11 protein-coding genes and 3 tRNA genes are annotated in these 13,772 nt (G+C 47.3%); 8 read left to right on the top strand and 6 right to left on the bottom strand.

Features of this window, described 5'->3' with window-relative positions:
• Nucleotides 1-69: 69 nt before the first annotated feature.
• Nucleotides 70-1,104 carry a LacI family DNA-binding transcriptional regulator gene (locus AABK39_RS12345; protein ID WP_338391659.1) on the top strand — a complete coding sequence of 345 codons (1,035 nt, stop codon included), beginning with the start codon at nucleotides 70-72 and terminating at the stop codon, nucleotides 1,102-1,104.
• 160 nt (nucleotides 1,105-1,264) lie between these two features.
• On the top strand, nucleotides 1,265-3,838 hold the full coding sequence (locus tag AABK39_RS12340) for a hypothetical protein (RefSeq protein ID WP_338391658.1): 2,574 nt from the start codon (nucleotides 1,265-1,267) through the stop codon (nucleotides 3,836-3,838).
• 118 nt (nucleotides 3,839-3,956) lie between these two features.
• Here the strand turns inward: AABK39_RS12340 and AABK39_RS12335 are convergent.
• The 5 genes from AABK39_RS12335 to AABK39_RS12315 all read right to left on the bottom strand — a co-directional run bounded on the left by AABK39_RS12335 (nucleotide 3,957) and on the right by AABK39_RS12315 (nucleotide 4,938).
• A tRNA-Met gene (locus AABK39_RS12335) sits at nucleotides 3,957-4,030 on the bottom strand.
• A 25-nt stretch (nucleotides 4,031-4,055) separates the two neighbouring features.
• Nucleotides 4,056-4,130 (bottom strand) — tRNA-Val (locus AABK39_RS12330).
• Between the two features lie 27 nt (nucleotides 4,131-4,157).
• Nucleotides 4,158-4,231, bottom strand: a tRNA-Met gene (locus AABK39_RS12325).
• A gap of 179 nt (nucleotides 4,232-4,410) precedes the next feature.
• Nucleotides 4,411-4,626: a hypothetical protein gene (locus AABK39_RS12320; RefSeq protein WP_338391657.1), complete on the bottom strand. Its 216-nt coding sequence runs from the start codon at nucleotides 4,624-4,626 to the stop codon at nucleotides 4,411-4,413.
• Nucleotides 4,627-4,632: 6 nt separating this feature from the next.
• Nucleotides 4,633-4,938 (bottom strand): hypothetical protein, encoded by a 306-nt coding sequence (locus tag AABK39_RS12315; RefSeq protein ID WP_338391656.1) that lies wholly within the window; start codon nucleotides 4,936-4,938, stop codon nucleotides 4,633-4,635.
• Nucleotides 4,939-4,978: 40 nt separating this feature from the next.
• Here AABK39_RS12315 and AABK39_RS12310 point away from each other — a divergent pair, with 40 nt between their 5' ends.
• From AABK39_RS12310 to rplT, 5 genes are all read left to right on the top strand, one after another.
• Nucleotides 4,979-6,028: a tetratricopeptide repeat protein gene (locus AABK39_RS12310; protein WP_338391655.1), complete on the top strand. Its 1,050-nt coding sequence runs from the start codon at nucleotides 4,979-4,981 to the stop codon at nucleotides 6,026-6,028.
• Nucleotides 6,029-6,113: 85 nt separating this feature from the next.
• Complete coding sequence (gene thrS / locus AABK39_RS12305) at nucleotides 6,114-8,063, top strand: threonine--tRNA ligase (protein WP_338391654.1); 1,950 nt, start codon at nucleotides 6,114-6,116, stop codon at nucleotides 8,061-8,063.
• A 220-nt stretch (nucleotides 8,064-8,283) separates the two neighbouring features.
• The gene (gene infC, locus AABK39_RS12300; RefSeq protein ID WP_421825136.1) at nucleotides 8,284-8,799 is read left to right on the top strand and encodes a translation initiation factor IF-3; all 516 of its coding nucleotides are present in this window, start codon (nucleotides 8,284-8,286) and stop codon (nucleotides 8,797-8,799) included.
• Between the two features lie 109 nt (nucleotides 8,800-8,908).
• Nucleotides 8,909-9,106, top strand: coding sequence for a 50S ribosomal protein L35 (gene rpmI, locus AABK39_RS12295; RefSeq protein WP_338391652.1), 198 nt, complete (start codon nucleotides 8,909-8,911; stop codon nucleotides 9,104-9,106).
• Nucleotides 9,107-9,230: 124 nt separating this feature from the next.
• The gene (gene rplT, locus AABK39_RS12290) at nucleotides 9,231-9,581 is read left to right on the top strand and encodes a 50S ribosomal protein L20 (RefSeq protein WP_338391651.1); all 351 of its coding nucleotides are present in this window, start codon (nucleotides 9,231-9,233) and stop codon (nucleotides 9,579-9,581) included.
• Nucleotides 9,582-9,667: 86 nt separating this feature from the next.
• On the opposite strand, the gene AABK39_RS12285 is transcribed toward rplT, so the two are convergent.
• Nucleotides 9,668-9,961 (bottom strand): hypothetical protein, encoded by a 294-nt coding sequence (locus tag AABK39_RS12285; RefSeq protein WP_338391650.1) that lies wholly within the window; start codon nucleotides 9,959-9,961, stop codon nucleotides 9,668-9,670.
• Nucleotides 9,962-10,191: 230 nt separating this feature from the next.
• On the opposite strand from AABK39_RS12285, the gene AABK39_RS12280 reads away from it, so the two are divergent.
• Nucleotides 10,192-13,542 carry an MBG domain-containing protein gene (locus AABK39_RS12280; protein WP_338391649.1) on the top strand — a complete coding sequence of 1,117 codons (3,351 nt, stop codon included), beginning with the start codon at nucleotides 10,192-10,194 and terminating at the stop codon, nucleotides 13,540-13,542.
• Nucleotides 13,543-13,772: the final 230 nt, after the last annotated feature.

Here is a 13,772-nt window from a genome sequence, read left to right as displayed (position 1 = left end):
TAAAAGCAGGACGATAAGTTTGAATGACGGCTTTGGGTAATGTCGGGCCTGGGCCAAATATTTTTGGAGATGAAGAAAAAAACTTCTTTAAGCGATATAGCGAAAGCGCTGGACGTTTCCACGACCTTGGTTTCGTTGGTATTGAACGGTAAAGCCAAAGAGCACCGCATCAGCCAGCGCATGTGCGAAAAAGTGAAGGCCAAGGCCAAAGAACTCAATTATGTGCCCAACCACCTGGCTCGCGGTCTGAGGACGGGAAAGACCAATACTTTGGGGCTGATTGTGGCCGATATCGCCAACCCGTTTTTCGCTAAACTTAGCCGGGCCGTAGAAGACGAGGCCGATAAGCACGGTCTGAAAGTGATTTTCGGAAGCTCGGACGAAAACGCCGAGAAATCGGCCGAACTGATCCGGATTTTTCAAGACAGGCAGATGGACGGCATAATCGTGGCCGCCGCCGAGAAAACGGAAGACCAGATTGAGGAATTGCTCGAAACCAAAACGCCCGTAGTTTTAGTTGACCGTTACTTTCCGGACCTGAATGTCGATTTGGTGGCCGTGGATAACTATCAGGCTTCGTTCAACGCCGTTGAACACTTGGTGTCGCAAGGGCACAAAAGAATAGGTATGATCGGTATCCGTGGCGATATTTATCATTTGCAAAAAAGGGAAGAGGGTTTTCGTGACGGCCTGAAAGCCCATGGTTTGGAAGAAAACGACGACTGGATTCGTTTCACAAGTTCGTGGAAAGAATTTAGCGAAATCAGTGAACAGTTGGAACATATCCTGAGTTCTCCGGAGCGTCCAACGGCTTTGTTTTTGGCCAAAAACCATCTCGGTGTAGGTGCGTTGGAATATTTCCAGAACAAAGGAATCAGGGTGCCGGAAGATATGGCTATCGTAAGTTTTGACGACTCGGAGACCTTTAGGCTGGCCTCAACTCCTGTCACCGCCGTGGAGCAACCGATCGAACAGCTTGGGCGCGAAGCCGTAAAGCTTGTAGTCGAAAAAGTGAAGGGAAAGGTCGAGAACAAAGAATACAGGGAAGTGTTCCTCCAGACCCAAATGTTGGTGCGCGAATCATCTGGTCCTCACGAAGATTAGTTTGGAAGAAATTTTTCAATAAAATCAAAGCTCTCTTCGGGGAGCTTTTTTCTTTTTCAGGGTGCTGGAGTCGCAAAAGCTTGTTCGTATTCTGGGAATCGAAACGGATTAGGCACTTTTTTGGCGAGTAGCGGGGTAATGTCCGTTACCGATTTGCCAAATGTTTATAGAGCGTAAGAGATCCGATAACTTTCGCCAATCCGGAAATTCTTTGTCCGGTCCGGGAGCCGGAACGCTTCAATGTCTGATGACCGAAGAGGCCTTCGTTCGCAAACAGTTGGCTATCGGAGGTGAGGCTGAAGAATTGGACCCTAACGCCGTTTTTGTAAGTCAATTGCTCAAAAGCTTCCACGAAATGCCCGAAGAGTCGGTGGAAGCCCTAGGGCGAATGATGCGCGATGAGGAAGCGGTAACGGAAGCCCGCCTCGACGAAATGCTGGCCGAAAGCGTCGCTGTACAAAGCTCGGGAGCGACAATACCTGAGCGGCCTTTGACGGCCCGACAAAAATTCACGGCCACGGTCCACGGGCGTTTGCGGTTGCTTTACGAGATCGAAAAGCAGGTTTACGTCTGGAACTCCAAGAATTCACTTTCCGAAAATCCCGCTGAAGAGGCGCTTTTGCGCGAAGTCCTTCTCGATGTCCAAGACGAGCTTTCCTATTGGGTTTCGGCAATGATCGAATACGGCTTGCCGATGTGGACGCCGGAAGAGCATGCCGTATACGTCCTGACAGATGAAGGAGAGGAAGACGCCGAGGACATACAAAGCCTGTGGGGCGATGTGAGAAAGAGGGTGAAAGTGGAGGGAGATCCGGCCTTCGCCAACAAAGTGAATGTTTGGCTATTCCAAATGATGCGAACAGCTGAGGGTCGTTTCTTACTATCGTCGCTGGCTTGTTCCGATGCCTTGAAAGCGAAGAAAAGGCGTTTGAGAATAGGAAAGCAGAAACGTGGGCAGACAGTGAGTTTTCCGGAAAGCGAATCTGATGAATTATTAGCCAATTATTCCGGAAAAGATAGCGTCTTGGTCGTAAGACCCATTTCCGGCACTTCGTTTTCATGGTTCCGTAGCGGAAACAGCGTAGTGCTGGGAATGCCTGATACTGATATGTTAGGGCTAGTGGCTAAAAGTTCAGGGGGTGATTCTTTTTATCCCGACTTTTTCCATATGGCCAACGCCACCAAAGATATCGTTGGCCGTCATGACTCTTCCAAACTGTCAGCCTCCGGCAGAACCCGCCTTCTTTTGGACTCTGAAAACGCTCTCCGAACGGATTACGGCTTGCCTTTGCGGACAGGCGATGTGCTTCCCGCCCGCGCGATGCCTGACGTTCCCCGGATTGTGGTGTCTGATGAGGATGCGCCTGTTATGGTGGAAAGAGTTGTTCCGGCCCGTCTGCGATCCGACGCTCTTAATTATGACCATGGCGAATATCCCGACTTGCCGACCCTCGTATTTTCCCCTGATAAAGAGGGTGGGAGTAGTTTGGAAGAACCGCCATTGCCTGCAAAAGCAGGTTTTTGGGAACGTCGTCGGAAGGTGCGTTTGGAGAAGCTGGTTGGTGACTTGCGTGAGCTGAAGGAAAAACTGCCGCCAGAAAGCGAGATGGATGAGCTATTGGAAAAGCTGGACATTTCGCTATTGTCCCAGTTGAACTTATTGCGCAAAGGCCGTGGGGGAATGGAAATGGCGTGGCGCGGACTGGAACTAGCCGATCATGCCGACGAGTTATTACACCAAAACACGGGCTTGGAAATTTTTGGAGTAGTGGGTGGAGCGCTCAGTTCCGTTTTCGGAGGAATAATGTTGCTTGCGCATATCGGGCAGGATATCAAAGCCTTTTTGGTGGATCGGGAAAGTATTAGCAAGCGCGAGGTAGTGGCCCGAATGCTTGGGCGCTTGCGAGAAATGGGCGAGGTGGGGCAGACAATCCTCCGGACAGGAAATAACGCTTTGAAGCTTTCCCACGTAACCGTAGCCGTTTTGGATACGGCCTTGCCCATTATCGGGTTAGTTTTAGCGACTATCGAGGTTGCCAAAAGGGCGATCCTCCTTTCTGGTCATGTCCGCAATTTTATAGCTATGCGAAGAAGGGAAAAACGGCTTCGTGATGACTTTACCCTTCACCCAGCCTTTAAGGCTGTCGCCGAAACTGACAAAGCCATTGACTCCCACTTCCTGTTTAGATTAGCCAAGCGTGAGGCTTTCGAAGAATATATGAGAGGTTCGGGAGCGGGTTTGAATACTGATAATCTCGAATCGGGCTTCCGGCGGTTCCGTGAGTTGGGAGTTGTCAACGAACTGCGGGTGATCAATAGGGAGCGGATAGCCAGAGAGTGCGTTTACCTAACCACTAATGCTATGCGTGTGGCGGGCAATATTACGCTTATAGCGGGAGTGACGGCGCATGTCGGTGCGGGAATCAAACTTGGTGCTCTCGGTGCCGAAGTGGGAGTGGCGGCCGTTCGTTTCGGAGTGCAAAAAGCCCGCAACCACGGCTTGGGCGATAGTGATATGAGCGAAAAAGCGTTGAAATCCAGAAGAAAAGAAATGATCAGGGAAATATTCGGCATGATAAGGATCTTCGATGGCGATTCCGAAGAACAGGCCGAAATCATCAGCTCTTACCTAAAAGCCTCCGGCGTAAGTATAAGCAGTTTACTAAATGCCCGAAGCGGTGAAGCCAGAGTCAAGTTGCTCCATAGGGAACTGAAAGACCGGTTCTGGACTTGATTTTCATCCTTTTTAAAGGGGGGCTAAGGCTTAGGTGCTTTCACCAATGAGATACTGAATACCTAATACCTGAGACCAAGTACCATAAAAAAATCCCCACTAAGAAGCGGGGATTCCGTGGGCCCAACCGGGCTCGAACCGATGACCCTCTGATTATGAGTCAGATGCTCTAACCAACTGAGCTATGGGCCCAATACTTTGATAATCTAATAAAATGTGGGCCCTACTGGATTCGAACCAGTGACCCCCTGCTTGTAAGGCAGGTGCTCTGAACCAACTGAGCTAAAGGCCCGTGTCAGGAAAACGGTTTTTTATATAGTGGGCCCAACCGGGCTCGAACCGATGACCCTCTGATTATGAGTCAGATGCTCTAACCAACTGAGCTATGGGCCCCAACGCCGTTTTCCTTAATTGGGAGTGCAATATTAGGGATTTGTCGGCATTTAGACAAGTGGCGTTCTCGCCTTTTGCCCCATGTTAAAGGTAAGCGATTGATACTAAGTTGAATATTTTTTCAAAAAAAATAGGACCTCGTCGCATTCTATGCGCATAAGGTCCCGTTTCTTCGTTTTTTACAGTAAAGCGGTTACCAATCCCAGTAGAAAAACAGCCAATGCCGAGCCCAACCCTATGATTACGCAGGCGACCACAATGAATACGAGTATACCCAAGCAAGAGGCTAAAGCCTGAAACACGATTTTGAAAATGAAAATCAAAATCTTGATCACCAGAATACCGATGGCCACGATGATCACAAGGCTGACAATGGAGCTCAGGAGGCTAGTCATGGCGTTTTAGATTTTGATCCACCCTTTTTTCGCCGCAAATCTCACTACTATTACACCCATGACCAGGTAAAGCAATATCTTGAAAATAGCGCCCATCGCACCGAAAATAAGCCCGAGAAGATAAATAAGAACTTTGAGGGCGACGAATCCGATGACGATTAGCAAAAAAATATTGAAGAGTTTAGACAATGTTCTCATGATACCTATATTTTCGATCCGATTTTTAACTAATTTCGCTGTTGGTTCTGTTTCGGCTTCAAATCCTCCGCGGTAGAACCGTTGCGCTTGCGCAAGTATAAAGAATATTTGCATGTATACTGCTTATAAACGGCTTTTTGGACAATCAGTCCTTTTGTTTTTGATCATTACGCTCATTCCGTGGATAAGCGGTTGCGGAAGCGGAAACGACGGTAAAGCGCCACAGAGGCCCTTGCCCGATTTTTCCGAACTGGAAGCTTCGAGTCTCGTTTATCTTGAGAAATCCCTGAAAGACGATCCCGATAACGCTTTGGCATGGTTTCGCAAAGGGAGAATACTGGAAAGAATTGATACGGCGAAAGCTATTAAGGCATTCGAGAAAGCGGTGGAATTGGATAACTCTGACACGGAATCATGGCTGTCATTGGCCAGAGTGTCGATGGAGTCTGACACTGCGCTTTCGAGAAATGCGCTGGAACAAGCCGGTAAGCTCGGAACCAACGCTCCCGAGTTTTGGCAACTCAAGGCGGAATTCGCTTTGGCCGACGGTGACCGCGCTGGAGCTGAAGCCTATCTCGACCGAATGGCTGGCGCTAATGTGGCTCCATTCAGAACAGAGGCGTTGAAAGCCCGTCTGTTGCTGGGCCAAGGCGATACTCTCGCAGCCGAAATGGGATTCCGGAAAAGTTTCGGACTAAAGCCCACAGCTCCTGTTTTCGAAAGCCTCTACGCATTATTGTTGGAGACGGGAAAAGGAGAGCTTGCCGCAAACTTGAGCAAAAAGGCCGAATCGTTATTAGGTGAAAACCTGTACCGAAGACATTTGGCCGATGCGTGGTTGTCGGCCAATCAGCCCGATAGCGCCAAGGCTGTATACAGGAGCGCTTATTTGGCCGATACGTTGAACGCGTTCGCTCTGAAAGGTTTGGCCCGGACCGAAATTGAAAAGGCCGTATATGATTCGGCTTTGTTTTATGCCGCCCGTGCTATCGATTTGGATAGCTTGGATCTGCAAGCCCGGTTGCTGGTGGCGGAGGCTTACAGGAAGAAGTATTGGTATAACGCCTCTTTTCGGGAGTATACCACGATCCTGAAGATCGACTCCGCTAACGCAGAAGCAAAAAGGGAACTTCCTTTGCTGATTGAAAAGATCGAGTATTGGCAAAAAAGAAAAGCGGCCCAACAAAGCAAAACGACAGAGTAAAGGGTAAAACCTGACGGCGCTGTCATAAAAAACTGGAAAGGAATACACTATCAATAGTTTGTAGTATTGATAAACCTATAATTAAATGATTGAAGAGAACATCAAAGTGACGTTGCCCGACGGTAGCGTCCGGGAGTACCCCAAGGGGACAAGCGCGGCCCAAATCGCTTTAAGTATTAGCGAGGGATTGGCCAGAAACGTGTTGGCGGCCAAAGTTGACGGAGAAGTTTGGGACAGTGCCAGACCTATCGACAAAGACGTAAGCGTACAGTTGCTGACATGGAATGATCCTGAGGGAAAAAATGCCTTTTGGCACTCTTCGGCCCACCTTATGGCCGAAGCGCTCGAAGCCCTTTATCCTGGCGTAAAGCTCGGTATCGGACCCGCTATCGACACGGGATTCTACTATGACGTAGATTTCGGCGATCATGATTTCAGCGCCGACGACTTGGAGAAAGTCGAAAAGAAAATGGCTGAATTGGCCAGGCAGAAAAACGTCTACACCCGTTCGGATATCAGCAAATCCGAAGCCGAGAAGTATTTCACGGAAAAAGGCGACGAGTACAAGCTTGAGCTGATCGAAGGCTTGGAAGACGGAAGCATTACGTTCTACACCCAAGGCCAATTCGTTGACTTGTGCCGTGGACCGCACATTCCGCACACCGGTTTTATCAAAGCCATCAAGTTGCTTAACGTTGCCGGCGCATACTGGCGCGGAGATGAAAGCCGTAAGCAACTTACGCGTATCTACGGTGTGTCTTTCCCTAAAGCCAAAGAGCTGAAGGAATATCTCCACCAGTTGGAAGAGGCCAAGAAGCGCGATCACCGTAAGCTGGGCAAAGAGCTTGAGCTTTTCACATTCTCTGAAAAAGTGGGAATGGGATTGCCGTTGTGGTTGCCGAAAGGAACATTGTTGCGCGACCGCTTGACGGATTTCCTAAAGCGCGCCCAGCAAAAAGCCGGTTACCAGTCGGTAGTGACACCGCATATCGGAAACAAAGAGCTTTACGTGACTTCGGGTCACTATGAGAAATACGGCGAGGACTCGTTCCAGCCGATCAAAACCCCTAGCGAAGGCGAGGAGTTTTTGCTCAAGCCGATGAACTGCCCGCATCACTGCGAGATCTACCGTGCCCGTCCGCGTTCGTACAAGGAGCTTCCTTTGCGCCTTGCGGAATTCGGAACGGTATATCGTTACGAGCAGAGCGGTGAGCTTCACGGATTGACAAGGGTTCGTGGCTTTACTCAGGACGACGCCCATATTTTCTGCCGTCCGGACCAAGTAAAGGCCGAATTTATCAAAGTTATCGACTTGGTGTTGTACGTGTTCAAGGCCTTGGGCTTTGAGGACTACACCGCTCAGATTTCGCTTCGCGATCCTGAAAAAGCCGAAAAATACATCGGTGAGGACGAGCAATGGCAATTGGCCGAGGCCGCTATTGTGGAAGCGGCTGCAGAGAAAGGCCTGAACACAGTAACCGAACTTGGCGAAGCCGCTTTCTACGGACCGAAGCTTGACTTTATGGTAAAAGATGCTCTGGGCCGTAGCTGGCAGTTGGGTACAATCCAGGTGGATTACCAGTTGCCGCAGCGTTTCGCTCTCGAATATATCGGAGCCGACAACCAGAAGCATCGTCCGGTGATGATTCACCGTGCGCCGTTTGGCTCGTTGGAGCGTTTTACGGCCGTTTTGATCGAGCACTGCGCAGGCAAGTTCCCATTGTGGTTGGCTCCGGAGCAGATCGCCGTATTGCCGATTTCCGAAAAATTCGCCGAATACGCCGAGAAAGTGTACGCTGAGTTTGAGGATAACGATGTGACCGGTTACGTGGATCACCGAGACGAGAAGATCGGAAGAAAGATCCGTGACGCCGAAGTTAAGCGTATTCCTTATATGCTGATCGCCGGGGAGAAGGAAGCCGAAGCCGGCAAGGTTTCGATCCGTAAACAAGGCGAGGGCGACTTGGGAACCTTCACTGTTGAGGAAGCGGTGGAATTCTTCAGAAAAGAAAAGCGTAAGAGTCTAGGACATTGAGTTTAAACAACCGTTCCGAATATGTCGGGACGGTTTTTTCAGCTTAAATATAACCGGATGGGTTCTTGTCCGGTAATTCCGAAAGGGAAAGCGGTTTAATTTGGATTGCCGGTTTTTCTCTTTGGGAAAAAATAATCATATTTGCAGTCTCAATTTTATAAATAAGGAGGTAAAGATCGCTAAACAAAGAAGAAAACCCAGATTCCGTGGTCGGGTAAGGGTGGAAGAACCTTACCGCGTGAACGGGCGAATCACCGCCAGGGAGGTTCGTGTTGTCGGGGAAGGTATTGAGCAAGGTGTGTACCCGTTGAGGGAGGCGCTCCGCTTGGCCGATGATCAAGGTCTAGATTTGGTGGAGATTTCCGCTAAGGCCGTCCCGCCTGTTTGCCGTATTGTCGAGTATTCGAAATTTAAGTACGAGCAAAAGAAAAAGCAGAAAGAGATTAAGGCCAAAGCCCAGAAAACAGTCTTGAAAGAGATTCGTTTTGGACCTAACACCGACGACCATGATTTCAACTTCAAGTTGAAGCATGCGAAAAATTTCTTGGAAGACGGATGTAAAGTTAAAGCTTACGTACACTTTGTGGGCCGTACTATCGTTTTCAAGGAACGTGGGGAAATCCTCTTGTTGAAATTTGCGCAGGCGCTTGAGGATCACGCCAAAGTTGACCAGTTGCCAAAGCTGGAAGGCAAGCGTATGATCATCATGCTTTCGCCTAAAAAAGCGGCGAAATAAGCGTCTATAGCCATAGAATAACTATTAAGTAACGGAAACGTCCGAAGCGATTCGGGCGTTTGTCTGTTATGGTTCAATATATACACGCTTACATTTAAATTTTACAATTATGCCGAAGGTAAAAACCAAATCGGGAGCCAAAAAGAGGTTCAAGTTGACCGGCTCGGGCAAAATCAAAAGAAAGCACGCTTTCAAAAGCCACATCTTGACCAAAAAGGAAACGAAGCAGAAGCGTAACCTTACTCAAGCCGGACTTGTTGACAAGGCCGACGAGACTAACGTTAAGTTGATGCTCCGTTTGAAGTAAGTTTCGCTTACTTTCATTTACGGTCGCTTTAAGTGACCGAAACCTAATTTAAGGTTCATTAATTCACCGGATTTTTGGCCAATAAAGTCCCTGACGGGCGCCAAAAGTCAAAAAATTATCAATTATGCCTAGATCAGTAAACGCAGTAGCCTCAAGGGCTAGAAGAAAAAGAGTTCTCAAGTTGGCTAAAGGTTACTTTGGCCGCAGAAAAAATGTTTGGACAGTAGCGAAAAACGCAGTTGAGAAAGGTCTCGGCTACGCTTACCGCGACAGAAAGCAGAAGAAAAGAGAATTCCGTAAGTTGTGGATCCAGCGTATCAACGCCGGTGTTCGTCAGCATGGTATGTCTTACTCGGCATTCATCGGCGCCGCTAGCAAAGCTGGTATCGAATTGAACCGTAAAGTTCTCGCTGACTTGGCTATGAACCACCCTGAGGCGTTCAAAGCCGTAGTTGAGAAAGTGAAAAACGCTTAAGACAAGCGCTTGATAGTTATAAGAAGAAGGCTCCGTTTGGGGCCTTTTTTGTTGCCCGATATTTTTTGAGAATTTTGTCTCTCTGTTTATGAAAAGATACAGCGTTCTTCCGTATCGGTGATGATGTGTTGTAGTGTCGAGTTTTTGATACTTAAAGCGACAAGTTCCTCCCTTGGGTTTCTCGATAATAAGGCAAGATTGATGTCGGCCTCTTTGAGCCCCAGATTTTTTAAAGCCTCAGGTAAGATTTCTCTCTTTTCCCGAAGCATTTCTCCGATAAGTGTGGTTAGGGTGGTGTGCAATTCCGGGTGAAGAGTCAATGCTGATCGCACGTCGCTTCCGGAAACGCGCTGTTCGAAATGTAGGGCGGATGTTTGCATAGCTTTCTTGTTCTATGGTTCTGCTGTTTGGGTGAAAATGGGTTTTCTATTCTGTCATATCCCCAATATCCGTTTTGTGTCCGGCAATCCTAGAAAGATAATTTTAACCCTTCGTTACCCTTTCGTGTTGTCCGCTGGTTTATTGCCGTGCTTTTTCTCGCAAATCCGTAATAACATCTGATTTTCTTGTCCCGGTTTTTGTCTGTTTCAATACCAAAAAACCGAATCCAATGATGAGACAGTTACTCTTGATTTTTCTTGTTGGCCTTTTTTCTATAACTGCGAAGGCTCAATCCTATGAATTTTCCGAAGAACGTTTGAAAACCGAGTGGACGGGCATAAAAACGTACCGCTACAAAGACAAAGGAGGCGTGGCGGTAGGCTCTTCGAGTCAGGCGGGCGAGTTGGTATCGCCGGATTTGGAATTGGCCGATCAATTTGTGTTGTCATTTGAAGCTTTGGGTTGGAATGAGGAGGAGGTTGAGTTGATTGCCGAGTATGGAAGTCAACAGCAAAAAGTGGTTTTGGAACGAGTTTGGTCCAAAGAAGCTTCGCCACATAGGGTTTCGTTGGTGTTTGACCGTGAGGAAGACGTGCGGAATGTCAAGTTTAAAAGTGCGGAAGCCGGAAAACGTTTTATAGTTTATTATGTGTCAATTAAAGAAGGTTCGACTGTCTTGCCTGTCGTGAGTCTGTCGGCAGATACTTTAATAGCGGGCGAGTCTGGCAATTCCGAAATCAGGCTAAAAATAGAACTCTCAGAAGTATTGGATTATGAGGTTTCGACCGAGTTAGTCTGGGAAGCGCCTTCGTGGGCCGAAGCCTCGGATTTTGAATTGTCTCGAACTGAGGTGAGTTTTGCTCCGGGGCGAACGGAGGCTGAAGTGCTTTTGAAAGTCGTAGATGATAATGAGCGGGAAAGGAAAAGGGAAATTTTATCCTTAGGCCTAAACGTCGATGGACAACAATTGGAAAAGGGGTCAAGGAGTAAAGTGACGTTGGTGTTGTTGGATGACGATTACGGGAAATCACCGAAAGGAGCCGAATCCATTTTTATTTCGAAAATGTTGGAAGGCAGTGGCTACGATAAGTTTCTTGAACTTTTTAACGGAACAGGAGGGGGTGTGAATCTTGATGGTTTATACATCTTCTGGTCGGATGGGGATAAACCGATTGATTTTGAATCGGACAAAAGGAAAGTGGCGCTTTCGGGTGAACTGGCTCATGGCGAGACTCTCTTGTTGGTGAATAAGGATAGCAGAACTTCTCCATCGCTGAAATTTTTGGCGGATACGTTAGTGGGCTTCAGCTTCAATGGGGATGATCGGATAGGGTTGTTCCGTAAAGACGGCGAGAGTTTTCTGCCAGTAGATTTGTTGGGAAAAGAAGGGATGGGCAATGTGTTGAAAGATAAAACATTGGTTCGTCAAAAAACTGTTTTGAACGGAGTGAAACTCTGGGCGTTGCCTGACGAATCGGAATGGGAAGTTTTGGGTAAGAATGATTGGAGTGTGCCCGGTTTGCATGAATTTGAAGGCGTGGGCCCTGCCTTTAAGTTAGAGGAAGGTTACCCGAAACTAAAAACGGTGGCTTGGGAAAAAGTTGAGATTTACTTGAAAGGTAATGCAAAAACTGAGCTTCGATATGTATTGGTGAAGGGAGGTGGTGAAATTCCAAGCTTGGGGGGAATTTTGGCGGAGGGTAAAGAATGTGAAGTGACTATATCCGAGTCCGTACTAACTCTAGAGGAGTTGGAGGCAGATGAGAACTATACTTTGTGTTTGGTTTGGTCTGGTGCTGAAACTGTCATCGAGTTTCCGTTCAGAACGGCAAGCGAGTCTTTTGCGCTGTCAAAGACCGATATTGATTTTGGAGAAGTCTTGGTCGGGAACGTGTCGGTTCTGGAGTCTTATGAGGTGCGATATTCAATAGGGTCGGGCGAAGTGAAGATTGTTGCGCCGGAGGGTTTTGGTTTGTCATTGTCACCTGAAGGGCCATTTTCGAATTCGTTAAATATCCCTGTGTCAGGTGAGTCCTCAATTCGGATTTTTATTCGATTTGAAGCTTCTGTATATAATGAAAATCAGGTGGAGAGTTTTGTTTCTCATAAGCTTAATGGGCGTGAGATGGAAATAAGGGTGATGGCTCAGACAAAGAAGAGAGTTCAGAAAATAGTTTTACCTTATTTGAAGGAATTGCGTTACGGAATGCCTCCGCAGGCTTTTGCTGTCAGCGCAACTTCGGGACTTCCTGTCAAAATATCGATAAGTGATGAGGGGGTTTGTGGTGTGGAAGATGGCTATTTGAATATCAAAAATGCTGGAAATGTGACAGTAACCTTGAGTCAGGAAGGTGATGGTGTATATGAGGCGGTTTCCGTGGATATGGAGTTGGATATTCAAAGGGCGGATTTGGTTGTCGGAGTGGTTGATGCGGAGATTGAATTTGGGGAAGAGTATGTGCCGGAGTTGACGTTTTCGGGTTTTGTGAACGGAGATACTGAAGATTCGCTTTTTGGAGAGCCTGTGTTTGAAATAAATGAGGGGGAGGTTACGGTGTCCGGTTATTCTTCAGTGAATTATAATATTTTATACGAGTATGGGAGGTTAACTATACTGCCAGGAGAGCAAACGCTTGCGGTAAATCAGCCCTCAGATAAAGTGTATGGAGACGCATATTTTGTGCTGGACGCATCATCCAGTTCGGGTATGTTGCCTGAGTTTGAGAGTTTAACTCCGGGAATCGTGACTGTAAATAATGAAGGTGGGGTTCTGATAGTAGGGGCTGGAGAAGCAAAATTAAGAACTTCTCAGTCGGGGTCTGGGCGATATAAACCTGCCGAGCCTGTTGAAGTCTCTTTTCTGGTAAAGAAAGCACCTCTTGAAGTCAAAGCTCTGGATGCGACGATCCGGTACGGTGAAGACGAATTGGATTTTGAGGTTGAATATTCAGGGTTTGTTTATGCTGACGGTCCGGAAGATTTGAAAGGTGAATTGGTGTTTGATCTTGTGGGTGATAGGGTAATGCCTCAAGGCTTGACCTCATCTAATTACGAAATTACTTTTGTTGGGGGACTTGTGACGGTTTTGCCTCCGTTTTCGGATGCGAAGGAAATACTTTCGTTGAGTTGGAGAGGTGAGCCGGTCGATTTCAATCCAAGCGAGAGCGTCTTTGTTCTGGAAATAACGGAAGGGGTTTTCAACATTGATGAATTGGATGTTGAGGTTTCGGATAAGGCAAGCTTTGAAGTTTTGGGTTATCCTGAAAATGGTGTTTTGAAGATTAAAGTCGTGGCCGAGAATGGAGATGAAAAAGTGTGGGAGGTTAGGGTAGTGGAGAGGCAAGTTTTGCAATTGGAAAATTCAGACGAAGAGAGGCTTCGGATTTTGGGCGCAAAAATGTTTGTCAATTTTGGTTTAGGCTCCGAACTAAGGGTTTTGAGTCTGAATGGTAGGGTTTGTAGGGTTTTTAATGGAGTTGGACGACGGGAATTATCATGTGAGGGGTTGGCTTCGGGTGTTTATGTGGTGACGCTAATCTTTGACGGTAGTGTTTTAGTGAGGCGATTCAGAGTGGAATAAAGAAAAATATTGATTTAGAAGAGTCATGTGCAGGGGTTGTGCATTAGTGAACCCCTGATTTTTTTGCTTATAGAAAATGAGTGTATATTTTTTTATGAATTCAATGTTGTCTGGCAGGTCGTTTCTCTTGGTTTCGGTTTGCGATCGAGTTAAGGGTACGAGCTTTTTTGATTAGCATGTGTTTTGGTGGTGAAATGTAAGTCCTGTTTGTTTAGGGGTGATTTTTAATA

Origin of the sequence: Fulvitalea axinellae (assembly GCF_036492835.1) — a bacterium.
Lineage (GTDB): Bacteria > Bacteroidota > Bacteroidia > Cytophagales > Cyclobacteriaceae > Fulvitalea > Fulvitalea axinellae.
This window is presented reverse-complemented; position numbering and strand designations above follow the sequence as displayed.

Bases quoted from the DNA above. Each gene is read 5' to 3' on its own strand.
- AABK39_RS12345 (WP_338391659.1), top strand. From the start codon at position 70: ATGAAGAAAAAAACTTCTTTAAGCGATATAGCGAAAGCGCTGGACGTT.
- AABK39_RS12340 (WP_338391658.1), top strand. From the start codon at position 1,265: ATGTTTATAGAGCGTAAGAGATCCGATAACTTTCGCCAATCCGGAAAT.
- AABK39_RS12320 (WP_338391657.1), bottom strand. From the start codon at position 4,626: ATGACTAGCCTCCTGAGCTCCATTGTCAGCCTTGTGATCATCGTGGCC.
- AABK39_RS12315 (WP_338391656.1), bottom strand. From the start codon at position 4,938: ATGCAAATATTCTTTATACTTGCGCAAGCGCAACGGTTCTACCGCGGA.
- thrS (WP_338391654.1), top strand. From the start codon at position 6,114: ATGATTGAAGAGAACATCAAAGTGACGTTGCCCGACGGTAGCGTCCGG.
- rpmI (WP_338391652.1), top strand. From the start codon at position 8,909: ATGCCGAAGGTAAAAACCAAATCGGGAGCCAAAAAGAGGTTCAAGTTG.
- rplT (WP_338391651.1), top strand. From the start codon at position 9,231: ATGCCTAGATCAGTAAACGCAGTAGCCTCAAGGGCTAGAAGAAAAAGA.
- AABK39_RS12285 (WP_338391650.1), bottom strand. From the start codon at position 9,961: ATGCAAACATCCGCCCTACATTTCGAACAGCGCGTTTCCGGAAGCGAC.
- AABK39_RS12280 (WP_338391649.1), top strand. From the start codon at position 10,192: ATGATGAGACAGTTACTCTTGATTTTTCTTGTTGGCCTTTTTTCTATA.